Annotated in this window: 25 protein-coding genes; 22 read left to right on the forward strand and 3 right to left on the reverse strand. The window is 49.5% G+C overall.

The window, feature by feature from the left end; translation table 11 throughout:
* The first annotated feature begins 91 nt into the window (after nucleotides 1–91).
* The 9 genes from AN963_RS03285 to yajC all read left to right on the forward strand — a co-directional run bounded on the left by AN963_RS03285 (nucleotide 92) and on the right by yajC (nucleotide 8,082).
* Nucleotides 92–283: a hypothetical protein gene (locus AN963_RS03285; protein ID WP_055743127.1), complete on the forward strand. Its 192-nt coding sequence runs from the start codon at nucleotides 92–94 to the stop codon at nucleotides 281–283.
* Between the two features lie 392 nt (nucleotides 284–675).
* A complete protein-coding gene (gene ruvC / locus AN963_RS03290; protein WP_055743128.1) occupies nucleotides 676–1,176 on the forward strand; it encodes a crossover junction endodeoxyribonuclease RuvC in 501 nt (166 codons plus the stop codon).
* Complete coding sequence (gene ruvA, locus AN963_RS03295) at nucleotides 1,173–1,790, forward strand: Holliday junction branch migration protein RuvA (RefSeq protein ID WP_055743129.1); 618 nt, start codon at nucleotides 1,173–1,175, stop codon at nucleotides 1,788–1,790. Before ruvC ends, ruvA begins: the two co-directional genes overlap by 4 nt.
* Nucleotides 1,791–1,794: 4 nt before the next feature.
* Complete coding sequence (ruvB, locus tag AN963_RS03300) at nucleotides 1,795–2,793, forward strand: Holliday junction branch migration DNA helicase RuvB (protein WP_055743130.1); 999 nt, start codon at nucleotides 1,795–1,797, stop codon at nucleotides 2,791–2,793.
* Nucleotides 2,790–3,008 carry a DUF2905 domain-containing protein gene (locus AN963_RS03305; protein WP_055743131.1) on the forward strand — a complete coding sequence of 73 codons (219 nt, stop codon included), beginning with the start codon at nucleotides 2,790–2,792 and terminating at the stop codon, nucleotides 3,006–3,008. Before ruvB ends, AN963_RS03305 begins: the two co-directional genes overlap by 4 nt.
* A gap of 296 nt (nucleotides 3,009–3,304) precedes the next feature.
* Nucleotides 3,305–5,404 (forward strand): SpoIID/LytB domain-containing protein, encoded by a 2,100-nt coding sequence (locus tag AN963_RS03310; protein WP_055743132.1) that lies wholly within the window; start codon nucleotides 3,305–3,307, stop codon nucleotides 5,402–5,404.
* Nucleotides 5,405–5,447: 43 nt separating this feature from the next.
* Nucleotides 5,448–6,476, forward strand: coding sequence for a tRNA preQ1(34) S-adenosylmethionine ribosyltransferase-isomerase QueA (gene queA, locus AN963_RS03315; protein WP_055743133.1), 1,029 nt, complete (start codon nucleotides 5,448–5,450; stop codon nucleotides 6,474–6,476).
* Nucleotides 6,477–6,594: 118 nt separating this feature from the next.
* Nucleotides 6,595–7,725 carry a tRNA guanosine(34) transglycosylase Tgt gene (gene tgt / locus AN963_RS03320; RefSeq protein WP_055743134.1) on the forward strand — a complete coding sequence of 377 codons (1,131 nt, stop codon included), beginning with the start codon at nucleotides 6,595–6,597 and terminating at the stop codon, nucleotides 7,723–7,725.
* Nucleotides 7,726–7,740: 15 nt separating this feature from the next.
* Nucleotides 7,741–8,082, forward strand: a complete 342-nt coding sequence (gene yajC / locus AN963_RS03325; protein ID WP_055743135.1) for a preprotein translocase subunit YajC — start codon at nucleotides 7,741–7,743, stop codon at nucleotides 8,080–8,082.
* Between the two features lie 62 nt (nucleotides 8,083–8,144).
* Here yajC and AN963_RS03330 read toward each other — a convergent pair whose 3' ends face one another.
* The gene (locus tag AN963_RS03330) at nucleotides 8,145–8,546 is read right to left on the reverse strand and encodes a TIGR04086 family membrane protein (RefSeq protein ID WP_055743136.1); all 402 of its coding nucleotides are present in this window, start codon (nucleotides 8,544–8,546) and stop codon (nucleotides 8,145–8,147) included.
* A gap of 132 nt (nucleotides 8,547–8,678) precedes the next feature.
* Here AN963_RS03330 and corA point away from each other — a divergent pair, with 132 nt between their 5' ends.
* Both corA and AN963_RS03340 read left to right on the forward strand, forming a co-directional pair.
* A complete protein-coding gene (corA, locus tag AN963_RS03335; RefSeq protein WP_055743137.1) occupies nucleotides 8,679–9,656 on the forward strand; it encodes a magnesium/cobalt transporter CorA in 978 nt (325 codons plus the stop codon).
* Nucleotides 9,657–9,723: 67 nt separating this feature from the next.
* Nucleotides 9,724–10,440, forward strand: coding sequence for a DUF421 domain-containing protein (locus tag AN963_RS03340; protein WP_055743138.1), 717 nt, complete (start codon nucleotides 9,724–9,726; stop codon nucleotides 10,438–10,440).
* 3 nt (nucleotides 10,441–10,443) lie between these two features.
* On the opposite strand, the gene spoVB is transcribed toward AN963_RS03340, so the two are convergent.
* Nucleotides 10,444–12,030 carry a stage V sporulation protein B gene (spoVB, locus tag AN963_RS03345; protein ID WP_055743139.1) on the reverse strand — a complete coding sequence of 529 codons (1,587 nt, stop codon included), beginning with the start codon at nucleotides 12,028–12,030 and terminating at the stop codon, nucleotides 10,444–10,446.
* A gap of 87 nt (nucleotides 12,031–12,117) precedes the next feature.
* Between spoVB and AN963_RS03350 the strand changes: the two genes are divergently transcribed.
* The 11 genes from AN963_RS03350 to AN963_RS03400 all read left to right on the forward strand — a co-directional run bounded on the left by AN963_RS03350 (nucleotide 12,118) and on the right by AN963_RS03400 (nucleotide 23,475).
* Nucleotides 12,118–12,354, forward strand: a complete 237-nt coding sequence (locus AN963_RS03350) for a post-transcriptional regulator (protein WP_055743140.1) — start codon at nucleotides 12,118–12,120, stop codon at nucleotides 12,352–12,354.
* Between the two features lie 177 nt (nucleotides 12,355–12,531).
* A complete protein-coding gene (secD, locus tag AN963_RS03355; protein ID WP_055743141.1) occupies nucleotides 12,532–13,770 on the forward strand; it encodes a protein translocase subunit SecD in 1,239 nt (412 codons plus the stop codon).
* Nucleotides 13,760–14,671, forward strand: coding sequence for a protein translocase subunit SecF (gene secF, locus AN963_RS03360; RefSeq protein ID WP_055743142.1), 912 nt, complete (start codon nucleotides 13,760–13,762; stop codon nucleotides 14,669–14,671). The genes secD and secF overlap by 11 nt, the downstream gene beginning before the upstream one ends.
* 100 nt (nucleotides 14,672–14,771) lie before the next feature.
* A complete protein-coding gene (locus tag AN963_RS03365; RefSeq protein WP_201783700.1) occupies nucleotides 14,772–15,677 on the forward strand; it encodes a cation diffusion facilitator family transporter in 906 nt (301 codons plus the stop codon).
* Between the two features lie 75 nt (nucleotides 15,678–15,752).
* Complete coding sequence (recJ, locus tag AN963_RS03370; protein ID WP_055743144.1) at nucleotides 15,753–18,107, forward strand: single-stranded-DNA-specific exonuclease RecJ; 2,355 nt, start codon at nucleotides 15,753–15,755, stop codon at nucleotides 18,105–18,107.
* Nucleotides 18,108–18,119: 12 nt separating this feature from the next.
* Nucleotides 18,120–18,632, forward strand: coding sequence for an adenine phosphoribosyltransferase (locus tag AN963_RS03375; RefSeq protein ID WP_055743145.1), 513 nt, complete (start codon nucleotides 18,120–18,122; stop codon nucleotides 18,630–18,632).
* Between the two features lie 420 nt (nucleotides 18,633–19,052).
* Nucleotides 19,053–21,224, forward strand: a complete 2,172-nt coding sequence (locus AN963_RS03380) for a RelA/SpoT family protein (protein ID WP_055743146.1) — start codon at nucleotides 19,053–19,055, stop codon at nucleotides 21,222–21,224.
* Between the two features lie 70 nt (nucleotides 21,225–21,294).
* Complete coding sequence (dtd, locus tag AN963_RS03385; RefSeq protein WP_055743147.1) at nucleotides 21,295–21,732, forward strand: D-aminoacyl-tRNA deacylase; 438 nt, start codon at nucleotides 21,295–21,297, stop codon at nucleotides 21,730–21,732.
* A gap of 105 nt (nucleotides 21,733–21,837) precedes the next feature.
* Nucleotides 21,838–22,188 (forward strand): Rossmann-fold NAD(P)-binding domain-containing protein, encoded by a 351-nt coding sequence (locus AN963_RS03390; RefSeq protein WP_055743148.1) that lies wholly within the window; start codon nucleotides 21,838–21,840, stop codon nucleotides 22,186–22,188.
* A gap of 184 nt (nucleotides 22,189–22,372) precedes the next feature.
* Complete coding sequence (locus AN963_RS03395; RefSeq protein ID WP_269084401.1) at nucleotides 22,373–22,645, forward strand: helix-turn-helix domain-containing protein; 273 nt, start codon at nucleotides 22,373–22,375, stop codon at nucleotides 22,643–22,645.
* Entirely contained in the window at nucleotides 22,642–23,475 is an 834-nt protein-coding gene (locus tag AN963_RS03400) for an IS3 family transposase (RefSeq protein WP_161827248.1), read from the forward strand. Before AN963_RS03395 ends, AN963_RS03400 begins: the two co-directional genes overlap by 4 nt.
* A gap of 64 nt (nucleotides 23,476–23,539) precedes the next feature.
* Here AN963_RS03400 and AN963_RS03405 read toward each other — a convergent pair whose 3' ends face one another.
* Nucleotides 23,540–25,402, reverse strand: a complete 1,863-nt coding sequence (locus AN963_RS03405; protein WP_055743149.1) for an SH3 domain-containing protein — start codon at nucleotides 25,400–25,402, stop codon at nucleotides 23,540–23,542.
* Nucleotides 25,403–25,561: the final 159 nt, after the last annotated feature.

Here is a 25,561-nt window from a genome sequence, read left to right on the forward strand (position 1 = left end):
AACAAATGACGAGCAAATCTTGCCATCATAACTTAGGGGACGATCCGCCATACTGTTTTCATACGGTGATCTCAAGGAGGAGTCTTTTAGCATGTCTTCGATGCCTAGAGGTAGCTACAAAGACCAGTTCCATCAGCGTTTGTACGTTCAATTAAATCAAGGACACAACAAGCTGAATTATCGGCAGATCAACATGATCCAAGAGCAAATGCAGAGCGGCGTCGATGAGTACGCTCACATGCAGCATGATGTGTCAGATTTGGAAGGACTGAACAAACACTAGAAAAAAGACACCGTATGCCCGCTCCCGTATCAGGGGGCGGGTTTCTTCGTGTTCTACAGATAGGAAATGATAAGATTCCTATCCAGTACAAGTGCAACATAGCGAGACTTCGAACAGAGACTTGTGCCCTTTGGGTACGAAGCTACGCCGAAAAGTATGGCGTAGTCAAGTTTTCTAGAAATGGAAATACACGTTCGCTTTCGCGGCGCTTTGTGATACAGTAGAGAGTAGAATCTTTGTACTACAGATAAGAATTTATAAGATTCTTATCCAGTATAAGTGCAACATAGCGAGACTTTGAACAAAGTGAGAAAGCAAGACTTGTGCCCTTTGGGTACTAAGGCTCCGCCAAGGGCTTGGCGTAGCCAAGTTTTCTAAACGGAGAGTGGGCCATGCGCATCTTAGGAATCGACCCCGGCATTGCAATCGTGGGCTTTGGGGTATTGGATAAACAAGGGAGCCAGCTTCGTCCCGTACAGTACGGAAGCATTCAGACGGAGGCGGGTTTGCCCGTTCCTCTTCGTCTCAAACAAATCTTTGAAGCCATGCAGAGCTTGATTAGTACGTTTAAGCCTGATGAAATGTCAGTGGAGAAGCTATTCTTTAACAAAAACGTGACGACAGCGTTCACAGTTGGTCAGGCGCGTGGTGTGATTATCCTTGCGGCTGAGCTTGCGGGCGTACCGGTTTACGAATACACCCCGATGCAAGTAAAGCAGGCAGTGACCGGCTACGGAGGCGCAGAGAAAAAACAGATACAGGAAATGACGAAGCTTCTTTTGCGGCTAAAGGAAGTGCCCAAGCCTGACGATGTGGCGGATGCGTTGGGGATTGCCATTACGCACGCTCAGTTCCGCGCGTTTATTTCCATTTCGGAAGGAGCTCAGAAATGATTGATTTTGTCGAAGGTACATTGTGTTACCTTGATTCAGAATACATAGTGGTGGAGACAGGCGGGATCGGCTATCGTCTGTTTTGTCCAAATCCGTACCAGTTTGTCCGTCAAGAAGGTGGCAGGGCAAAATTGTACACCCATCATCACGTACGGGAAGATGCGATTCTGCTCTACGGATTTGCTACTCGGGACGAGCGTGACTTGTTCCGCAAGCTTCTCGATGTAAGCGGGATCGGTCCTAAAGGTGCGCTGGCCATTCTCGCGGCAGCGACACCGGAACAAATCGTCATGGCAGTCCAACAGGAGAACGTTACGTACTTGACGAAGTTTCCTGGCATCGGAAAAAAGACTGCGCAACGGATCATCCTGGATTTAAAGGACAAACTGGTCGGGTTTACTCCATCCGCGATATTGACCGTAGCTGCAGGAGATCTGACAGCAGGGGAAACAGCGGTATCCGCACTCAACGAAGCACTGGATGCCTTGACGGCTCTCGGCTACTCGGACGGTGAGCTGCAGAAAATCAGAAATGCGCTATCGGAGAAGTCAAAGAATGGCGATAGCGTCGAGAAGCTCATCAAGCAAGGGCTTGCTTTGCTCATGAGGGGGTAGGACTTTGGATCAGCGAATTATTACTACGCAAATGGATTGGGAAGAAGATGCGGCGGAGCTGAGCCTCCGTCCGCGCTATTTAAATGAATACATCGGACAGCAGCATGTGAAGGAAAACCTCAAAATATTCATTGAAGCAGCCAAGATGCGCAAAGAGTCGTTGGATCATGTGCTCCTTTACGGGCCCCCAGGTCTGGGGAAAACGACGCTGTCACAGATTATTGCCAATGAGCTGGGCGTCAACATCCGTACGACATCCGGTCCAGCGATCGAGCGGCCGGGTGATTTGGCTGCGATCCTGACGAATTTGCAAGAGGGGGATGTCCTGTTTATTGACGAGATACACAGGCTGAACCGAAGTGTGGAAGAAGTGCTGTATCCGGCCATGGAAGATTTCGCGTTGGACATCATTATCGGGAAAGGCCCGAGTGCACGCAGTGTTCGTCTGGATTTGCCGCCGTTTACCTTGGTGGGAGCAACGACTCGTGCAGGAATGCTATCCGCACCTTTGCGAGACCGTTTTGGCGTGGTCAACCGACTGGAATTTTACACGGTTCCTGAGTTGGCGTTTATCGTGTCGCGTGCATCGGACATTCTACAAGTAGTGATTCGTGAAGGTGGCGCTGAGGAGATTGCCAAACGATCTCGTGGTACACCGCGTGTCGCAAACCGTTTGTTAAAGCGGGTAAGGGACTTCGCTCAGGTCAAAGGAGAAGGAGTCATTACGACCGAGATTGCCAAGGAAGCGCTGGAACGGCTGCAAGTAGACGCCTGCGGATTGGATCACATTGACCACAAGCTGCTTTTGGCCATCATTGACCGTTTTGACGGAGGCCCCGTAGGTCTGGATACGATTGCAGCGACGATCGGTGAAGAGTCACAAACGATCGAAGATGTCTGTGAGCCGTACTTGATGCAGATTGGCTTTATGCAGCGTACCCCGCGTGGGCGAGTCCTGACACCCAGTGCATACCAACACTTTGGTCGGGAGATGAAAGCGTGAATCCGATAGCCAAGCTGTTGATCATCGGTGGGGCTGTTTTGATCGTCATCGGGCTCTTGTGGCAAGTAGGCGGTCGCTTTTTACCATTGGGACGTCTACCAGGTGACATTGTTGTCGAGAAAGAAAACGTAAAGTTTTACTTTCCGGTGGTCACATGCATCATCATCAGTATTGTGTTGTCTCTTGCTACGTACTTGTTTCGGCTGTTCAAATGAAAAAGCCATTGGGGCGTCGTTCCCAATGGTTTTTTTGTTGGCTATCGCTTTGACCGTTCGCCAGCAAAAGGGCATCTTCTCGGCAACGATAAAGCTTCCTCTACCCCATGGGAAACAGCCCATCTGATTCCCCTTTTCATTACATCATAATAGGAATGGCCCACATTTGTCGAAATTAAATGAGAAGTCCAACAGGTCGCAAATTAAGAAAAAAGGAAGGAGAACGCAAGAGGTTTGTCGAAAAACAGTGGGAGTTCATGCCAATTTTCGACGAAACCTTAAGGAAGGGAAGGACGATGGACGACATGTGGAAGAAATGGATGGGAAAAGTCCTTTCAGCGGGTCTGATGTCAGCTGTACTTCTCGGAGGGTACACGCCCGCAGAAGCAGCGAGTAAGAATATCCGGGTCGCTCTCTTTGTGGATACAGGACAGGGGTATCGAGGTGTGGTACCTGCTGTAACGCTTACGACTGAAAAAGGAATGGACGTGACGTTAGTAGGTCCAGAAGGAAAGACAAAGCTGCCAGGGCTAGGCGGTGATGAGGCACGCTATCGGGTAGATGAATACCATCTAATCGTGGCGGAATCGAGCGACTGGAACCGCGCGCAGCAAGTGGCACAGCAAATGAGCCAACGCAAGTACGAGGGAAGTATTCAAGTGGTGAAACGGGGCGGTCAGACCGTTTACCAAGTCGTGAGTGGCACGTATGGAACCTATCAGGCAGCGGCTAATCAGGCCAAGACAGTTGCTCAGGCTACCGGTCAGCAGCCTAGCGTTAAAGGACCGCTGCGGCTGGAGGCAGGGCGTTTCAACAGCTTGAAGGAAGCTCAGGACTGGCAGGCAATATTCGAGGGATCTGGCATATCTGCCTACCCGGTATTAGTGGGTGACAAAAGCAAGGCCTCCTTCGCTGTATGGATCGGGGACGAAGTCAGCCAGGAAGCACTCACCGCTCTCGCGAGAAAGGCTGCAGCGGAGATTCCTGGTTTTTCGTACAAGCAGCCTTCTACCCAATCGTATGTCGTGCTAAAACAGGATGCATATGGCTCTAAGAGTGATACAATATGGAAGTACGTGTTTTCACCAAAGGTCAAGCTGACGGTCGAACCGAAAAAAGCTGGATCTGTATCGTTGATTGGCGTAGTAGAGCGAGATAATCGCACCTACCGTGGAGAAATGGAGCTATCCGAATACAAAGGGAATCTGACCTTGGTCAACGAGCTTTCCATGGAAGAGTATTTATATGGAGTCGTAGGTTCGGAGATGGCTCCGGGCTGGCCGCTCGAGGCTCTCAAGACCCAAGCTGTTCTCGCTCGTACCCGAGCAGTAGGGACTGGGAATAAATACGGAATAGCAAACTTGTCTGATACGGTGTATGAGCAAGCGTATTACGGCTATACAAAAGAATCAAAGGATATTCGTAAAGCGGTGGACGATACCGAAGGCGAAGTCATTTATTACAAAGGGAAGATTGCGGAATCCTTGTTTTATTCCAATGCAGGCGGCATGACCGCCGATGGAACAGAAGTTTGGGGAAATCCGGTCCCTTACTTGCGCCCTGTCATGAGTGATGATACCGACCCGTTGGTGAAAGCAAAAATCTGGTATCTGGTTTCTATGGTTGACGGTACTCTGGGATATATTCGGAGTGATCTGGTAAGAGTGACAGGAGGGACAAACCCGGTAGGGCTGAGACAGGCTATCGTAAGCACAAACAGTACCAATCTGCGATCCGGTCCAAGTACAGCTTATCATCGAGTCCTCTCTACGCTGCCGACTGGAGCAGAGGTCACGATCGTGGCCGAGGAGGCAGAAGAAAACGCGTATTCCTGGACGAGAGGCCCGTACACGCCTGCAGAGGTAGCAGGGATGATTAACGCGACACAGGCTAAAAGCAACGCGCCTCGCGTCTCCACCAACCTGAAAACCTTGCGAGTGACGGAGCGAGGACCATCTGGTCGAGTCATGGAAATGAAAGCGGATGGTACCGAGATTGCTGTGTCTTCTCCAGATGCGCATCGTTCTATTTTCCAGCAAGGCGCTAGCACCTTGCGCAGTACCAAGTTTGATGTGGAGGAAATGGGGACATTCACCATTTTAGGAGCAGGAGGCAAGCGCACGACGTATCCTGTGGGTAGCAGTAACGTACAGGCTGTCGGCGCGAATGACTACGGCTCCGTTTCGGCGAACGGCTACAACGACCAATTCCTGATTTACCGCGGAACAGATGATTGGCGTGTGGCTAGCAAGACTCAACAGTTCCTCTTTAGAGGGACGGGCTTTGGTCACGGGCTCGGCGTCTCTCAGTACGGAGCAAAAGCGATGGCAGAGAGCGGGTATGACTACGAGGAGATCTTGCAACACTACTACCAGGATGTGACAATCGAGCAATAGCGCCGAGGAAACACATGAATTGTTATAAAAGGAGTAACGACTCGTGGATGTGCAACAATTTGATTTTGAACTGCCTGAGCATTTGATTGCCCAACACCCGTTGGAAGAGCGGACGTCATCCCGCTTGCTGGCATTGAATAAAGCGACAGGTGACATCATGCACCAACGTTTTACTGATCTGATCGACCATCTCGTCCCAGGTGATGTACTGGTGATGAATGACAGCCGAGTATTACCTGCTAGGCTGATCGGTGAGAAGGCGGAGACAGGAGCCAAGATTGAAGTTCTTCTGTTAAAGTCTCTGGGAGATGACCGCTGGGAAACACTCGTGAAACCAGGGAAACGAATGAAGCCAGGGACAGAGGTCGTCTTTGGTAATGGGCTCTTGAGTTGTACTTGTGAAGAGGCGACTGAAACAGGTGGGCGTATCGTTCGATTCCATTATGAAGGCATTTTTTACGAGATTTTGGATCAGCTCGGTTCGATGCCACTCCCCCCTTATATTCATGAACAACTCGACGATCAAGAGCGTTACCAAACTGTTTACGCCCGTGAGCGCGGTTCGGCTGCGGCACCGACTGCGGGTCTCCATTTTACCAAGCCGTACCTGGAGCAAATTGCAGCAAAAGGGGTACATCTGGCCTATGTCACTTTGCACGTCGGTCTTGGGACTTTTCGACCGGTCGCAGCCAATACGATCGAGGAGCATGTCATGCATGCCGAGTATTATGAGATCTCCGAAGAGACAGCTCAGATCGTCAACAGCGCGAAGGCAGAGGGAAGACGAGTGATCGCAGTAGGAACAACTTCCTGCAGAACACTAGAGACAGTCGGAAAAGCGAATGGGGGCAAGCTTACGCCGTCATCAGGCTGGACAGACATCTTTATTTATCCGGGGTATTCGTTCACGATTCTCGACGGATTGCTCACGAATTTTCATCTGCCGAAATCGACGCTGGTTATGCTTGTTAGTGCTTTAGCAGGAAAAGAAAATGTCATGAACGCCTACAAGAGTGCAGTAGAGGAAGAATATCGCTTCTTCAGCTTTGGCGATGCCATGCTCATTCTGTAGACAAATTGTGGACATTCGTATTTGGTTATATATCCGGTAAGTCATGTGGGTTTACTTCATGTTGAGATTTTTTTATAATAGGAAGGACTTACATACATAGCTTGAGGAGTGCAAAAAGTTGGCAGTACGCTACGAATTGATCAAAACATGCAAGCAAACCGGTGCACGTCTCGGCAAACTACATACGCCGCATGGGACGATCGACACCCCTGTCTTTATGCCGGTAGGCACCCAGGCAACGGTAAAAACGATGAGCCCTGAGGAGCTCAAGGCCATGGGAGCGGGAATTATTCTCAGCAATACGTATCATCTGTTCCTTCGTCCTGGACATGAAATCGTTCGGGAAGCGGGCGGACTGCATGGATTCATGAACTGGGATCGCGCTATCCTTACAGATTCTGGGGGATTTCAGGTCTTTAGTTTGAGTAATTTGCGCAAAATAACAGAAGAAGGTGTTTCCTTCCGTTCCCATCTCAATGGGGAAAAGCTGTTTCTCGGTCCGGAAGAGGCTACCCAGATCCAAAATGCATTAGGTGCCGATATTTTTATGGCATTTGATGAATGCGCTCCCTATCCGGCAGAGTACGACTATGTTCAGAAATCGATGGAACGTACGACTCGCTGGGCGGAGAGATGCTTGAAGGCACATACTCGTCCAAATGAACAAGCGCTGTTTGGGATTGTTCAAGGGGGTATGTATCACGATCTGCGCGCACAGAGTGCACGTGATCTCGTTTCTATGGATTTCCCTGGATATGCGATTGGCGGGTTGAGCGTAGGAGAGCCGTTCCCTCTGATGTATGAGGTATTGGAAAGCACGGTTCCACTCTTGCCGACCAACAAGCCACGTTATCTGATGGGAGTAGGTTCGCCAGACGCTTTGATTGACGGTGCTATCCGAGGCATTGACATGTTTGACTGCGTGTTGCCTACACGTATTGCCCGCAATGGGACATGCATGACGAGCCAAGGACGACTGGTGATTCGCAATGCGAAGTACGCCAGGGATTTTACACCGCTTGATCCGAATTGCGACTGCTACACCTGCAAGAATTACACCCGTGCTTACATCCGACATCTGGTCAAGTCGGAGGAAACCTTTGGCATTCGGTTGACGACGTACCACAACCTTCATTTCCTAGTGAAGCTGATGGAAAATGTGCGTCAGGCTATTGCCGAAGACCGTTTGCAAGATTTCCGCGACCAGTTTTTCGCTCAATATGGATTGGGTGAAGATAGATCTTTTTAATCGAGGGGGATTTACATGGAAGGCTTAACTAATTTTTTACCGATTATCATCATGTTCGCGATTTTTTATTTCTTGCTGATTCGTCCGCAGCAAAAGAAGGCAAAAACACGTAATGCCATGCTAGCCGCTGTGAAAAAAGGCGACAAGATCGTGACCATCGGTGGAATGCACGGTACGATTCAAGAGCTGGCAGATGACACCGTAACTTTGCGCGTGGCTCACAACGTCAATATCACGTTTGACCGCGGTGCCATCAATAGCGTTGTTTCCGCTAGCAATGCAGCTGCTCCAGCAAAAACAGAACCAGCGAAAACAGAACCTGCAAAAACAGAAGAAGCAAGCGAAGAAGCGAAATAATACAGGAAAAAGCAGGTGGGGTAGCCCGCCTGCTTTTTTTGTTTATTTCCTGTTCAAGAGAACTACTTTCTCGGCTTGATTCCTTTTGGCTTATGACTGGAATTGATGGAATTCACACCGAGGATGCCACCGAGGCCAGCCAGTACAAAGGCACCGGCTAAAAAGAGGAGCGTTCCCCATTGCATGGGGGCGTCAAAGCCGAGAAAGCCGATGAGAAGGACAACGATGAAATAAGTGAGCCCAGTAAGTCCGCCATAGTACCAACCTTTGCCGCCGCAACGTCGCCCAGTTACGTAGCCGCCGATGAGAAGTCCGATGGCATTGATGACATACGTAAAATAGGGCAGGGAACTTTCGCGTAGATTGGTAAAGCTAAGAAGAAAGGTAGCGAGCAGCGCTCCAATCAAGACGAGACCGAGCGTATACAAAAGACCTGTTAGTACAGAGGTGGAAGCACTCCGCACGGTATTACCCCCTCACTGGTCAACTGTTTGTACCATCTATATGAGAGGCTTGGTCAACGTATTCATCTTCGCGTTGAACATTGAAAGGAATTTTCGTATGATGGATGAGGAACAAGACGGGGGTGAAGAAAGATGATTAAAACGTACTTTTATAACCACTCAGAACAGAAGATGTTTCATGACGTTGATCTCGCTACTAAAGACCAATGGCTGAAATCTCCCGAGGATTTGCTCTGGATTGATCTGTACGATGTGGGAAACAATGAACTTCCCTATATTGCCAAGATCTTCGACTTTCACCCGCTGGCAATTGAGGACTGCCTGCACGTCAGTCCGCGTGCTAAGGTAGACAAGTACGACGACTACTATTTCTTCGTCTTTCACGCCCTTCGTTACAACGAAGAGAGCGACGATGAGATTACAACAGTAGAACTGAACGTGTTTCTCGGTCCAAACTACATCGTCACGATTCACAAATCTCCGATGAACACGATCGGAAGAATTGCGGCCATGTGCCATCGTAACATTTCGTATCTGAATCGCGGTCCGGATTACTTGCTGTACGCAATCGTAGACGGAATTACGGATGAATACTTCCCCATCATCGACCGGATCAGTGTACGGATTGACGAGCTGGAGGACGAGATTTACGAGCATCAGATGGAGGAAATCACGGAAGAATTCTTGGCATTGAAGCGAACGATTATTTTGATTCGTCGTGTGATTATGCCTCAAAAACGGATCTTTGCGAATGTAAATGGCCGTTATTCGTTCGACATTTCCGAGGAAAACGTTCCGTTCTACAGTGATTTGACAGACCACTTGGAGAGGATTTCCGATTCGACGGAGACCTTCCGCGATCTGGTAAATGGTGCGTTGGATACGTACTACACCATTATCAGTGCGAAGACGACCGAAACGATGCGTGTCCTCACCATCATTTCCACGATTATCCTGCCACTGACGTTTATTACGGGTTTGTTCGGGATGAATACCTTTGCATGGCTGGGTGAAGAAGCGGAGCCGTACATGCTGGTCGTAGCGCTCGTCATCATGCTAGGCATGACTTTTGCGATGCTTCACATTTTCCGCAAACGCAAGTGGCTGTAATTGGCGGTAATAGTTGTTCCCTCACTGAAAAAGACTAGTAACAAATGTTCAGTGGGGGGCGGCCAGAGTGGAAGATCTAACAACTGCATTACTACGCACCCTTTTTTCGTATTTTTTTCTCCTGATCTTGTTGCGATTGATGGGAAAACGAGAGTTGGGGAAGCTCTCCGTTTTTGACGTAGTCATTTCCATCATGCTTGCAGAAATGGCTGTCCTAGCGATAGAGGAGATCGAAAAACCAGCGAGCTTGTTCTACATACCGATGCTGCTCATAGGGGTTTTGGAGATCATCATGGCGTATGTTTCCTTGAAAAGTAAAAAGGTCCGAGACGTTGTAGACGGCTCGGCAGACGTCATTATTGAAAATGGCGAGATCAGGGAAGGAGCCATGCGACGAAACCGTCTGAACATGGACGATCTGATGGTGCATTTGCGTCAAAAGAACGTCAAGAATGTAGCGGATGTAGAATTTGCGGTCTTAGAGCCAACCGGACAAATGAGCGTTTTTTTAAAAGAACGTAAAGATCCGGTGACGCGAGAGGACCTGGGGATGTTTGAACGTGAGCAAATCGGTCCCGTCTCCTACAAAGGTCTACCGATCCCTTTAATTCTCGATGGAAAGGTCAGGATGGAAGCCCTCGACAAAATAGGGCAAAACGAACTCTGGCTGAAACGGGAAATACGTAGGTACGGAATTAAAGACATCCGAGAGGTATCTTTCTGCAGCATTGATGAGCGAGGGATTATTTATCTCGATAAAAAAGACAAACCGCCGCTGCAATGACGCTCAGCGGCGTGGAAAAAAGACAGCCAATTGTTCGCCGATCCAAGGGATACGGCGTACGTCCTGTTTACCAAGTACGCGCATAGCTACGAGGAGGACGACGTACAGGAGAGCGCTGACCATCGTACAGACGAGCAAAAGCTGTCCAACAGATGCATCCAGAAACCAATTTTTTGCCATGTAGGAGCCAGCGTAGCCCATGGCAAGCATCGCCGCACCGATTTTGCCAAACTCCCTGACATCAATGGTGAAACCGATTTTCTTGATGAGGCTCGCAAAGTGCAGCAGCGTAACGAGTGTAATCCCGATGTTCAGCGCAATGACTGCGCCGTGTATGCCAAAGGCGGGCTGAGCCGTAAAGAGAAACATGGCCGTTGTTTTAATGATCGCGCCGATTAGCGTATTGCGAAAGACAACCTGTGCGTAATCTAGGCCTTGCAGCGCGGCAGCCAACGGTGCTTGAAAGAAGAGGAAGACCGAAAAAGGAGCCATTTCTTTCAAGAGGATACCTACCTCGTGAAACTGGTTGCCGTAAATCAGACCGCACAGAGGTTCTGCGAATATAGTCAGTAATACCGTGCAGGGTGCTCCTATGACGAGTGTGATCCGCATCGATTGATAGATGCGACGATGCACGAGGGGAGCATTATTTTGATAGGCGGCTTCTGCGACAGCAGGAACGAGGGAAATCGACAAGGAATACGTAAGAAAAGTAGGGAACATCAAAAGCGGTACCGCCATACCAGCAAACTGCCCGTATAAACCGGTGGCCGTCGTTGTGGTGAAACCGGCGATGACGAGGGCAAGAGGTACGAGCATCGGCTCCAGAACGTACGCGATGGAGCCAATGATGCGGCTCATTGTAACAGGCAGAGCCACATGGATTAATTGGTGCAGGCTCGCTTTACTTGCTGAGACTGCTTGTAGAAATGGCTTTTCCAAGAGCATGGAGGCGGTCTTTTTGCTTCCTTTTCGGTATTGCCACAGGATGTAAAGGAGACCAGCTGCTTCTCCAAAAATAATACTACCTACTGCGCCTGCGGTTGCATACTCGATTCCTGCGGGCAAAAATGAGATCGTCATGACAACGACCAGAGCCATTCTGACGATCTGCTCCAGCAGCTGTGAGATGGCAGTCGGCACCATGTTCTGCTTGCCCTGGAAGTACCCTCGGAGCACCAAGGAAATACTGGAGATGGGGATGACGGGAACGGCAGCGAGCATGACGATGTGAGCGCGTGGGTCGGCAAACAGACCACTGGCGATCCATTGGGAGAACAGTAAAAGGATGGAACAGACGACTACGCTGATGCCACCCGCTACCGAAAGTGCCAACAGGAGAAAGCGGCGAGTTAACCGTGGGTTTTTGGCGGCTTCGGTTTCCGCTACTTGCTTGGCGATGGCGACTGGCAGCCCAAACGTCGTCAATGTAATCAGGAAGTACAAGAGGGGCACGACCATTTGATAAAGCCCCATTCCCTCTGCACCGATGATGCGGGAGAGCACGATTCTGTGCGCAAACCCAAATATTTTTGTGATACCGCCAGCGATGATGAGGATGACCGTCCCGTAAAAGAATGACTGTCTCATGGAGGGCTCCTTTGCAAGGAAATTCACTTAATAAAGAATATGGACGTGCCGCAGTCGGCATGACTACTTTGGGGAGGGAAACAAAAGATGGACCAAGCGGAAAAAGATGGTTGGTTTCGGCAAGTTTCAAGTATTTGCCAGAGTAAAGCAGAAGAGTTTGCTTTTCTCGGTTATGAGAATGTGACGGCAGCAGATGTGTGGGAGTGTGTCAGTCATACATACAAAGAAATCCCGCCGATGCACCGCCTGGTCAATGACATCCTGTCCCTGAAGCCCAACAAGTACATGAACTACCTGATGATTCAAATGTATCGAAATTCGTAATGAAACTTCCTTGTCTTACATTCGTATGAAAGAAAATGTGCATGCTAGACAAGGGGTTGGTTACCATGGTTCGCTTTTCCAGCAATAATTGACACGTTTTTTCATACTTCGCTATAATGGGCATACTGGTTTCTCGTCAAGGACGGGACCCTGTTACGAAAGAGGGGTATTACTGCGATGATAAAATGGGGAAGATTCCTCCTGTTCCTGGTTGTTGTAGCCTTACTAGGCACATTGGTAGCAACGACGACCACGCAGGTGGCAGGTAAGATCACACTTGGTCTGGACCTTCAAGGCGGTTTTGAAATTTTGTACGAGGTAGAGCCACTTGAAGCTGGACACCAGGTTGATATTGAATTGCTCAAGTCAACCGCACACATGATTGAGAGACGGATTAATATTGGCGGCGTGGTAGAGCCTGTTATCGATACAGAATTGCCGAACCGTATCCGTGTGAAAATCGCTTCACAGTCCGCCGACCAGGACAAGCTACGTGAGCTGATCGGGAAGCCTGCAGTTCTGACTTTCCGTGACGAGGCAGGCAAAATTATTCTTCGCGGTAGCGATCTGGCTCCAAATGGCGCAGCAGTCGGTTACGATGACCTGAAACGCCCATTGGTAACCGTGAAATTCTCTGATTCGAAAAAATTGGAAGATGTAACTCGTGCGAATCTACATAAACGCATGGCGATTTATCTGGATGAAAACTTGCAGACCAACCCGACGATTCAGTCGGTTATCACGGGTGGCAGTGCGCAAATCACAGGGGATTACACGCAGGAATCAGCGCAAGAACTGGCTGATTTGCTGAACTCCGGTGCGATGCCTGCCAAACTGATTGAGAAACAGGTAACATCAGTAGGAGCTTCTCTGGGTGCTCTTGCTCTGCAAAAAACCATTTATGCTGGCTACATTGGCGCAGCCTTGATTTTCTTGTTCATGGTGTTCGTCTATCGCATGCCAGGTATGATTGCGAATATTACGCTGGCCGGTTTTACTTATTTCTGTTTGGTCGTACTGGACTGGATGGATGCGACACTCACGCTGCCGGGGATTGCTGGTTTTATTCTCTCCATCGGGATCGCGGTTGACGCCAACATCATTACGTACGAACGTATCCAAGAAGAACTTCGTTCCGGGAAAACGGTCCTTTCTGCGTTCCGCTCCGGTGAACGTCGTTCCTTGATTACCATTTTGGACGCGCATATTACGACTTTGATCGCGACTGGTGTACTGTTCTTCTTTGGTACAAGCTCGATCCAAGGTTTTGCTGTCGTCCTCGCGATGACGATTGTAGTGAGTATCATTACCAACGTGTTCGGGTCCCGATTCCTCCTTTGGTTGGTTATCCGCTCCAACATGTTTAAAAAGCCGTTCTGGTTCGGAGTAAAGGAGAGTGAGATCGGTGAGCTTTAATCAACACGACACGGTCATCCGATTCGATATCGTTAAAAATCGACGGAAGTTCTTTATCGGATCTTCCGCAATTATCATCCTGGGCTTGCTGTTCATCCTGTTCCAAGGTCTACACTTGGGTGTTGACTTCAAAGCAGGGACGCGTCTCGACGTTTACATTGGGAAAGACTTTAAACCAGCAGAGATTGAGGCGATCATCAAGGAGAAAATCCCGAATGTGGCGTTTTCTCCAGTGACGACGTACGGTACGTATCAAGCTTTCACTCGTTTTGATCAAACAGTATCTTCTGACACGATGATGGTGGTGGAACAGGCCCTAAAGGCCAAGTACGGGGATCAAGTCAACAAGCAAGTATCTACGGTTGATCCGAGCATTGCGCGAGAGATGGTGAAGAAAGCAGCAATTGCAGTAGCGATCGCATCGTTAGGGATTGTCATCTACATTGCCATTCGCTTCCAGTGGCTCTTCGGTGTCGCGACAGTTGCGGGACTTTTGCATGACGTGTTTATACCGATTGCGATCTTCTCCGTATTGGGGCTGGAAGTGGATATTACCTTCATTGCAGCGCTCCTGACCATTCTCGGTTACTCGATTAACGATAAAATCGTTATTTTTGACCGGATTCGGGAAAACCTACGAACAATGAAGTCCAAAAGCGTCGAAGATCTGGAGCATCTCGTCAACGTGTCCTTGTGGCAGACGATGCGCCGTTCCATCTACACAGTAGCGACCGTATTCTTTACCGTCTTGGCGATTGCCGTACTGGGTAGCGAGAGCATCCGCAACTTCTCTTTGGCGTTGTTGTTCGGTCTGGTGAGCGGTACGTATTCTTCGATCTTTATTGCCGCTCAAATCTGGGTAAACTTAAAAGAACGGAATATGCTTAAGAAGAAAGCATAAAGCATTTGCTTTTCATAACAGCATGTTCGAAGTGCCGCGGGGGAGCTCCCCGCGGTTTTCTACTCTCATGAGGTTTTTCTAGTAGGGGGGCGTCGCAATCGTGGAAGATCGGTTGGCGAAAGCGCAGTTTGGAGCGTGGGTAGGAATTGTGGGGAACTTGGCATTGGCTGGGGTCAAGCTCGTCATTGGTTTGATGGCCAAATCACAGGCGCTGATCGCCGATTCTGTTCATTCCGCCTCGGATGTTGTCGGGTCGGTAGCGGTATTGATAGGTTTGCGGGCAGCCGAGCGTCCACCTGATGAGGATCATCCCTATGGTCATGGCAAAGCTGAGTCGATCTCAGCTATCATTGTTTCTGTGCTGCTGGCTGTAGTTGGTTTTGAGATCGGACTATCGTCCATCAAATCGTTTTTCGCTCCATTGGTAGCACCTGGCTTTCTAGCTGTGTGGGCAGCGATCGGTTCTATGATCGTCAAGGAGTGGATGTTTCGCTACAAATACAACCTCGGCAAGAAACTGAACAGCCAGTCCCTGATTGCCAATGCATGGGAGCATCGATCAGACGTGTACTCTTCCTTCGCCGCGCTCGTCGGAATTGGAGGAGCCATTGTCGGGGAGTGGCTCGGCATTTCGTGGATGCTCTATCTGGACCCGGCAGCAGGGATCTTTGTGTCGGCGCTTGTTTTGAAAATGTCCTACAATATCATGATGGAGTCAATACATAGTACGCTTGATCACGTACTCCATGAAGACGATACGGTTGAATTCCGCCAACGGATCGAGAGCGTTTCAGGTGTGATGAGGCTAGATACTCTACGCGCGAGAGAGCATGGGCATTACTTGATCATCGATGTGAAAATTGGGGTGGATCCGCATATCACGGTAGAGGAAGGGCATCGCATTGGGAAACAGGTAAAACAAGAGTTGATGGGAAATTTTTCGCAGGTACGGGATGTTTTTGTTCATATCAACCCCTATGATGCGGCTCAAGGGGAAAGAACGTAGCAAACCCCCTATTATACGCAGTTGTCAGTCTCCCTTTCCATCCTCTATAATGAATGAGGATTGGAGGTGGGCTCATTGTTGAAAGCGAAAACACGCTGGCAACTGGCGGCTTACGACGAACAATTGGCGGTGACCATTGCTGCTGAGTGCCAATTGACTCCGCTCGTTTCCAAGCTGCTGGTGATTCGCGGCATTGATTCACCACAGAAGGCTCGTGATTTTCTTCAGGCAGGTCCGGAGTTGTTTTATGATCCGTTTCTGTTAGATGGCATGGAACAGAGCGTGCATCGCATCAGACAGGCCATCGAGAAGAAAGAACCGATCTGCATTTACGGAGATTACGATGCGGATGGTGTCAGTTCGACATCGTTTATGGTACATCTGTTGCGCCAAATGGGCGCGGTATTTGATTACTACATCCCCAACCGGTTTACGGAAGGATATGGGTTACATAAAGACGCATTGGCTCATTTACACCAGAGCGGTTACAAGCTGGTTATCACCGTCGATACCGGAATTAGTGCGGTAGAGCAGGTGGAATTCGCCAACCAACTGGGACTTGAGGTCATTGTAACCGACCACCATGAACCTCCGGCTGTCATCCCGGAGGCATTTGCTGTGATTAATCCAAAAAAGCCTGGCTGCTCGTACCCGTTTGATATGCTTGCGGGTGTCGGCGTGGCTTTTAAGCTAGGGCATGCACTTTTGGGAGAAGCCCCCCTTCATTTGGCTGATCTGGCGGCGTTGGGAACAATCGCCGATCTCGTTCCACTGGTAGACGAAAACCGCATTCTGGCGAGAGCTGGTTTAAAACGGTTGAACCAGACACGCAACGTGGGACTTCAAGCGTTGGTTCGTGTGTGTGGACTAGCCGATACCGAGCTGTCTGCAGGACATGTCGGATTTGCTCTCGGACCGCGACTGAATGCTAGCGGACGGCTGGAGACGGCGGAATCAGCGGTCAAGCTGTTGACGACGGAAGATCATGACGAAGCCGAGAAGTGCGCGCAAGCATTGGATGACCTGAATCGTGAGCGTCAAGAGCTGGTGCAGACGATGACCGAAGAAGCGATTCAGATGGTGCATGCTCAGTATCCACCAGAGGAACACAAGGTGCTGGTCGTGGCAAAGGAAGGCTGGAACGTCGGAGTTGTCGGGATTGTCGCATCACGCTTGGTGGAGACATTCTACCGGCCTACAATCGTACTTGGCATCGACCCTGTCAAAGGCACTGCCAAAGGTTCGGCGCGTAGTATTACGGGTTATGATATGTACGAGGCGCTGACTGCTTGCAAGGAATGGCTGCCTCACTACGGCGGACATACGATGGCAGCAGGGATGACATTGCCCACCGAAAACCTAGATCCATTGCGCCAAAAGCTGAATGAACTGGCGAGCGAGTGGTTGTCCGCAGAGGACTTTACCCCGCTGACCAAGGTCGATGTGTCCATGGACATACAGGAAGTCAGTCTGGACGCGGCGGAGCAGCTCGAGAGACTCTCGCCTTACGGAATGGGGAACCCTACACCGCTCGTCATGCTCGAAGACGTGGAAACCACCGGGATGCGCATCATTGGTCGAGACGACAATCACTTGAAGTGCTCCTTGCAAAAAGCGGGAACGACGGTTGATGCGATAGGCTTTAACTGGGCTCATGTCACGAAAAAGGTAACGCCCAAGGCAAAGTTTCGCGTGCTGGGCGAGCTCTCCGTCAATGAATGGAATGGAAATCGTAAGCCACAGTTGACCATCCGTGATTTGTCGGTTCCGCATCAGCAAGTGTTTGATTGGCGTGGAAGCCGAGATAAGTGGGACAAGTGGCTTCAGCTTGCAGCTGAGCCGAATTCCTGGACCATCTTGTTTCGAGAGGAAAGCTACGAGTTCCTGACAACAAAAGCTTCGGCTGAACAGTCCAAGTCTGTCGTATATGTAGGGTCAGGGGAGACGAGTGAGCCACTTCCTATTTTGCAAAATGTTGTCTTGTACGACCTGCCCAAGCGGCGTACAGAATTGCAGGCCATTCTAGCCCAAGTAAGCCAAGCTGAACGCATCTACTGCCTATTTGGAGATCCGGATTTAGGAATGGAAAAACTATCCTGCCCGGGGCGAGAGCACTTCAAGCAATTGTACCAGTTCCTTTTACAAGTACCGGTAGTCCCCCAAATCCATTTGGACGCATTGGCGAAAAAGCTAAAATGGAAACGCAATCTGCTGGACGGTATGATTGCCATCTTCATGGAGCTCGGTCTGCTGGCAGAAGAGCCAGGACAGTACCGACTGCAAAATCCCGAGGGGAAACGACCTCTGGAAAGCTCTCAGTTGTATCAGGCTTGGAAGGAAGAATCCGAGCTGGCAACGGACTTGCTGTTCTCATCTTCGGATGATTTGATTCGAACGTTTCATCAGTTGGTGGAACCTGCCACCATTTAGGAGGAATTATTCATGGATTTCAAACAATACATTCGCGTCATTCCTGATTTCCCACAACCGGGTATTCGTTTTAAAGATATCACTACCCTTTTGAAAGACGGTCCAGCTTACCGCGCTGCAATCGAAGAGCTGGCTGTATTTGCTCGTGAAGTTCAGGCTGATATCATCGCTGGACCAGAAGCACGCGGATTTGTCGTAGGGGCGCCTCTGTCCTATGAAATGAGCATCGGATTTGTACCGATCCGCAAGTCTGGCAAGCTGCCATACGAGACAATCAAAGCCGACTACGACCTTGAATACGGCAAGGATGCACTGGCTGTTCACGTCGATGCGATCCAGCCTGGTCAACGCGTACTGATTGCTGACGACTTGTTGGCAACGGGGGGAACAATCGAAACAACGATCAACCTGATTGAACAATTGGGAGGCAAAGTCGTGGGTGCAGCATTCTTTATCGAGCTGTCCTACCTGGATGGACGCCAAAAAATTGGAGATATTCCAGTGAAATCCTTGGTGCAATATTAATACAAGAGCATTTAAAAAACGGGCCAAATGCCCGTTTTTTGTTTATTTCCTGGACTGTCCATACTTTACAAGGGAAATCAGCTTTACAATACGAACGACTTACAAGATAATAGTATGAAATAGACATGATTATCATTTTCCATCCTAACGCATGACCGATTTTGCGAACCGGCTTCGCAGGACTTTTTTTTTATACTATCGTTTCCTGTCGAACGTTCTCTGGCAGTCTGATAGTGGAGTCCGTACTACGCTTCGACCGGCTCCTTCAAAAGAACTTCATTCAGAAGCTTTTTGCAACGCAAATACCTCAGCATCAGCTTTCTGCATGGCTGTGGTATTACTTTCCGCTTCAGCGCGGTCGGCCAACTTTGAGCATGCCTCGATAGAGGTTTTCTTATGAGAGGATAAGGGAAGGGAACTATGATTACCGGCATTGATGAGATAGTAAAAAAAGCTAGCACGTATTTATCACAAGCGGATATAGATCTGATTACACGAGCGTATCAGCTGGCGGAAAAAGCGCATGAAGGCCAGGTGAGAAAATCTGGTGTTCCTTACATCATGCACCCGATAGCCGTAGCGGGCATTCTCGCTAATCTGCACATGGATGCAGTGACGATTGCAGCGGGCTTTTTGCATGACGTAGTGGAAGACACGGAGATTACTCTAGATTACCTCCGGGAGCAGTTTGGAACGGATGTAGCCCTTCTGGTAGACGGCGTAACGAAGCTGGAAAAAATTAAATACAAGTCCAAAGAAGAGCAGCTCGCGGAGAACCACCGTAAGATGCTGATTGCTATGGCTCAGGACATCCGGGTCATCATGATCAAGCTGGCAGACCGTTTGCACAACATGCGAACGCTGCGTCACATGTCAGAGGAGAAACAACGGGAAATTTCCGATGAGACACTGGAGATTTTCGCACCGCTGGCACACCGACTCGGGATCGCCTCTGTCAAATGGGAGCTGGAGGATACATCGCTTCGTTATTTGAATCCCCAGCAGTATTACCGGATCGTCAACCTGATGCAGAAGAAACGGGTAGAGCGTGAAGCTTATCTAAACGAAGCCTCCGATACCATCCGCGAGAAATTGGGCGAGCTGAATATTGAGGCAGAGATTTCCGGCAGGCCGAAGCACATCTACAGCATCTATAAAAAGATGACCAAGCAAAACAAGCAGTTCAACGAGATCTATGACCTGCTGGCGCTGCGCATCATCGTGAATGACATCCGCGACTGTTATGCAGTACTCGGGATCGTTCACACCTTGTGGAAGCCGATGCCAGGCCGCTTCAAGGACTATATCGCGATGCCAAAGACGAACATGTATCAGTCTTTGCATACGACGGTGATTGGTCCAAAAGGCGAGCCGCTGGAAGTGCAAATTCGCACATGGGATATGCATCAGACAGCCGAGATCGGGATCGCGGCCCACTGGGCTTACAAGGAAGGCAAGAGTGTCGTTCAGGGATCGTTCGCTGAAAAGCTGGGCAATCTGCGTGAGATGATCGAAGGTGGCTCTGAAGAAGCGCCTAATGCGCAAGAGTTCATGGAAAGTCTCAAACAGGATCTGTTCTCGGATACGGTTTTCGTCTTTACACCAAAAGGAGACGTGGTGGAGCTTCCAAAAGGCTCTGTACCGCTGGACTTCTCCTATCGCATTCACTCGGCCGTCGGTAATCGTACGATCGGAGCAAAAGTGAACGGCAAGATCGTACCGCTCGATTATGCGATGAAAACGGGCGATATTATTGAGATTTTGACCTCCAAGCATTCGTACGGACCTAGCCAGGACTGGCTGAAAATGGCGAAGTCGGCGCATGCCCGTAATAAAATCAAGCAATGGTTCAAGAAAGAGAAGCGGGAAGAAAACGTCGCCAAAGGTCAGCAGATGGTTGAGGCAGAGGTCAAGGCCCGTAGCTTTGACATCAAGGATGCGATGACGGAGACCAACCTGAAGGAAGCAGCAGCTCGCTTTAACTTCCAAGGTGCCGAAGATATGTTTGCAGCGGTAGGCTATGGTGGGATTACGGCTTCGCAAATTGTCACGCGTCTGGTCGACAAGCTGCGCCGTGAACGGGAAGAGCAAAATCCGGTCATTCCCGAATACAAGCCAAATCCTGCCCAGCATGCAGGAAAAAGCGAATCTGGGGTCAAAGTGCGCGGCGTAGACAACCTGTTGGTGCGTATATCTCGTTGCTGTACGCCGGTCCCTGGTGACCAGATCATCGGGTTCATCACGAGAGGTCGCGGTGTGTCCGTGCACAGGCTGGACTGCCCGAACGTGCTGACAGATGAATGCTCGGAACGATTGATCGACGTCGAATGGGACACTGACTTCAAGCACAACTTTAACGTGGAAATCGAAATTACAGGTAATGATCGGAGTGGCCTCTTAAACGATGTCCTTCAAGTTGTAGCAGAGACCAAGACGAACATCGCCGCAGTGAGTGGCAAAGCGGACAAAAACCGAGTAGCGACGATTCACATGACCATTTCCATCAGCAATGTGGATCATCTGCAAAAGGTTGTGGAGCGCATCAAGCGCATCAAGGATATTTATTCGGTTCGCCGGATTCTGAGCACCTGATCCTACGTGGATTGGGTGTTCTTGTTTACCTATGAGTATTAGTTGCGTGAGAGAAAGGAATGGACAAACGATGAGAGTAGTCGTTCAACGAACTCGGGAAGCGAGTGTAACAGTAGCAGGGGAAGTGGTAGGACAGATCGAGCACGGGTTGATGCTGCTCGTAGGAATTACCCATGAGGACGGCGAAAAAGAAGTGGAATTCGTCGCAGATAAAATTGCCAACCTACGCATCTTTGAAGACGACGAAGGCAAAATGAATCATTCCGTTTTGGAGACGGGTGGACAGATCCTATCTGTGTCTCAATTTACGCTTTACGGTGACTGCCGCAAAGGAAGACGCCCCAATTTCATGGCGGCGGCAAGACCTGAGCATGCAGAGCCTTTGTACGAGCTTTTTAACAAAAAGCTGCGGGAAAAAGGACTGCAAGTAGAGACCGGACGCTTTGGAGCGATGATGGATGTGCGCTTGCTCAATGACGGACCTGTTACACTGATTGTCGAGTCGTAAATCAGACAGGGGTGTGTGGACGTGGGACGTGAAGCTTTCATCAACACCTGATCGGTTTACCCTTTTGATCTGGATTATCAAGACACCACAGCCCTGCAGCAAGCGATGTCGCAGCTGCGATCAGAGCGTGGCCCAATTGATGTGGCCGTGACGTGGATACACAATACGGCACCAGAAGCGCTGTCGGTCATTCAACACGAATTTGCCTATCAAGCAGAGGAATGGCGACTGTACCATGTGTGCGGAAGTCGAGCTTGGATCAAACCACCCTTCGTAGAAGAGGTGGATTCTTGCTTGTATCGACGGATCATTCTCGGCTTTGTATGGGAAGAGCCAGTCGCTCGCTGGTTGACAAACGACGAGATCGCCTGTGGAGTAATTCGTGCGATTGAAACCGATCAGCCTCAGTCTATCATTGGTGAAGTCGAACCGTGGGAGCGACGCCCCGGTTACTAATGAGGAAACTACATAGATGTAAAAGTAAAAAAGAACGCGGGAAGGTTCCTGCGTTTGAAGTGCACCCCTTATAGTGGACATTGGAAAAAACACGAGTGTTTTAAACCGATGATTCCTATAGGGGGTGTTTTTCGTTATGGCAAAAATGGGGCAAAAGTTTACGAATTATAGTCATGAAATCAAGATGGAAGCAATTCGCTTGTACATGGAGGAAGGATGGTCTAATCGAAAGATAATGGAACATCTAGGGATCCCAGACAGAGGCCGAGTCACTACATGGACAAAGAAGTTCAAGCAGTTGGGTGAATTCGGCTTATTGGATCAGAGAGGTCGACGTGACGAATACATGGATCAAAATCGATATGTCCAAAAATTAGAGAGGGAGAATTCGATGCTAAAAAAGTGTTTACAAATTTGGATGCGGGAGGTGTCCAAGAGAAGTACAATGCCATCGTGAAATTGACTGAGTGGTACCATGTAACAGAGTTATGTAAGCTATTCGGGGTCTCTAGAAGTGGATTCTATGCTTACAGAAAGCGGAGTTCACAAGACAAAGACCTTGTAATTAAGGAGTTCATTCAAAAGATCTATAGCAAATATGATGGGAAATACGGATATCGTCAAACGCAGCTCTTTCTACTTCAAGACTACAAGATATGGGTTAACCACAAAAAGGTCCTACGCCTCATGCAAGAGATGGGACTACGCTCCCGAGTACGCCGTAAACATCGATGCAACTATGCTTCTTCTATAGGGACACGTGTAGTTGAAAACTTATTGCAACGGAAATTTCATGCCAACTTACCGAATCAAAAGTGGGTTACTGACGTAACCCAATATCGTATCGGAGATACATGGTTGTACCTGTCTGCCGTCAAGGATTTGTTTAATAACGAAATCGTGGCCTACCATCTAGCGCAGCGCAATGACAATGATCTTGTTTTGCAGACTTTCAAGAAAGCCTTTCAAAATAAAGAGGACATGTCTGGACTGATCGTTCACAGCGATCAGGGATTCCAGTACACGTCCTATGCGTATCACGACATGCTGCCAAAGGTTGGAGCCCAAATCAGCATGTCACGCCGAGGCAATTGTTACGACAATGCCTCTATGGAGAGCTTCTTCTCGCATCTCAAAACGGAAGCGCTCTACCCTTATGATATCCGAACAGTAGACGAGGCACAAAGGAGAATTGAGGAATATATCCATTTTTACAACTCTACGAGGCCACAAAGAAAATTAAACAAGCTGACGCCGATTGAGTACCGGCGCCAGCTTGCTGCTTAGCTCTTTTTTTAGTGTCCACTAAATGGGGTCTTGACCAGTTCTTTTTGCTTGTTTTCGTCTTGATTTAACTGCCCTGTGTGCTTTGCGAGGAGAAGTATTGGATAATCCCTTTGTATAAGCCGTCTGCAGCCAGATCCTGCTGCTTCTCAGAGCGTACACGGATCTCTTCGTTGTAGTTGGAGAGGAAACCGATTTCTGTCAGGATAGAAGGAACTGGGTTTTCGCGCAACACGAAGTAATCACCAAAGCGGGATTGCAAGTCTTTGTAGTTGGTCGCTTTAACGAGCTCGTTTTGAACCAGGGAAGCTAGCTTGCTGGAGTTCCCTTGGTTGTAGAAGAAGACGATCGAGCCGTTTGTAGCTGTGTTTGGATGCGTATTGTGGTGGACGCTGACGAAAATATCGGCTTTGTTCACGATAGCGACATCCACCCGTTGCTGCAAGGTCAGCTTACGATCGTCAGGGCGAGTCATGATGACCTTGGCCCCAGCGGATTCAAGCTTGTTTCGTAGCAGGAGAGCTACCTGCAAATTCACCGTCTTTTCCAAGGTAGAAAAGCTCGAGCCTGTGGCACCATTGTCGTTCCCACCGTGTCCTGCGTCGACGACGATGACTTTTCCCACTAACTCATTGGACTTGACGACGGCAGGAACACCGCTGGCAGATACGAGCCAACCTGCGATGTAGCCGGTCGAACCATTGCTCAAGGTCACCTGGAACCAATCGCCTGCTTTGCCTGCAATGGCATATTTTTCGCCGGTCTGTGCGAGCGTGACGACTTCATGCTCAGTGCCAGGTCCGGAGCGGACATTCGTATCAGGATTAATAATAGTGACGTACGGGCCGCTTGGGGTAGGAGCTGTCGGCTGGGATACGGTGATCAGCCATCCGGCAACCCATCCGGTTTTGCCATCCGGAGCTTGTACACGGTACCATTCCCCTTGCTTTTCCGATATGGTCAATGTGCTTCCTATGGCAAGCGTACCGAGAATAGCGCTCGTCGTATTCGCTTCACTACGCAAATTGAGTCCATCTGTATTTACTTTGGCTGTCTGCTTGGCAGGGGCAGGTGGTATGGGAGAAACCGGTGGCTGTTCTGGCGATCCCGTAGAGCTTGAGTTGCTTCCTGTCCCAGAAGCAGGCAGGGTGGGAACAGCTCCTTCATCTGTAGAAAACCAGGCGTTCACTCCATCGTAAGGAAATTGAATCCAGCCGTTTTGCTGGGTGATGACAGTGACGTTTTCACCTGCGTGCAGCTGACCAATCGCCGGAGTGCTGGCATCGGGAGTCGCATATACGTAAGGTGCGAATTCCAGCGTGAGGCTGGCTCCTTGCACAGCTCCGGGCTTTGAAGGAGTACCCCCTGTATTTGCTGCGGGAGGGGGAGGCGTGTTGGTGCTAGGTACCGGAGTGTTACCTGTTGAAGGGGTCGTGCTAGCTGGATTGCCACCCGTGCCTTCCTTGACCAGCCAAGAAGCAACCCATCCTTTGGTTTGACCGGACAGCTGAATCTGAATCCAGTCACCATTCTTTTGTACGATGTTGTAGCGTGTACCCGGATTGATGGTCTGGACGACAGCGTATGTCTGACCAGGGCCTGAGCGAACATTGAGATTGTCGGTTGTGCTCTCGATCTGTGAGACGGGAGCGGTTGTTTGCTGAGCCGTGACCAACCAGTTGGCGACCCAACCACTTTGTCCATTCGGTAGTTTCACTTGTATCCAGTCGTTTTTGGTAGTGATGACTGGCAGTACCGTTTTCATTGGTAGAGTAGTGACGACTGTGTCCTGAAGACTTGGACCTGAACGGACGTTGAGCTTGTCCACAGAGACCTGAACAGAACCGGCGGCCCAAGCTGTTGTGACGGGGAGGGAAACGGCGCATGCGATAGTCAGGAGAGACCTCAGGAACTTTTGACGAAACACAATTTGACATCCTTTCCAGCTGATTTGCTATTGTCCATCTATTTTTCTTGCATCTTTTTGGTAAATGTTTCTCTTTCGCCTTATACCCTGCTTTTTCCTGCATCTTCCGACAAAGTTCCTCACGTTTTTCATGGGTTGTTTTTCCGCTGGAGCGGCAATAAT

The sequence above is a fragment of the Brevibacillus choshinensis genome, from assembly GCF_001420695.1.
Taxonomy (GTDB): Bacteria; Bacillota; Bacilli; order Brevibacillales; family Brevibacillaceae; genus Brevibacillus; species Brevibacillus choshinensis.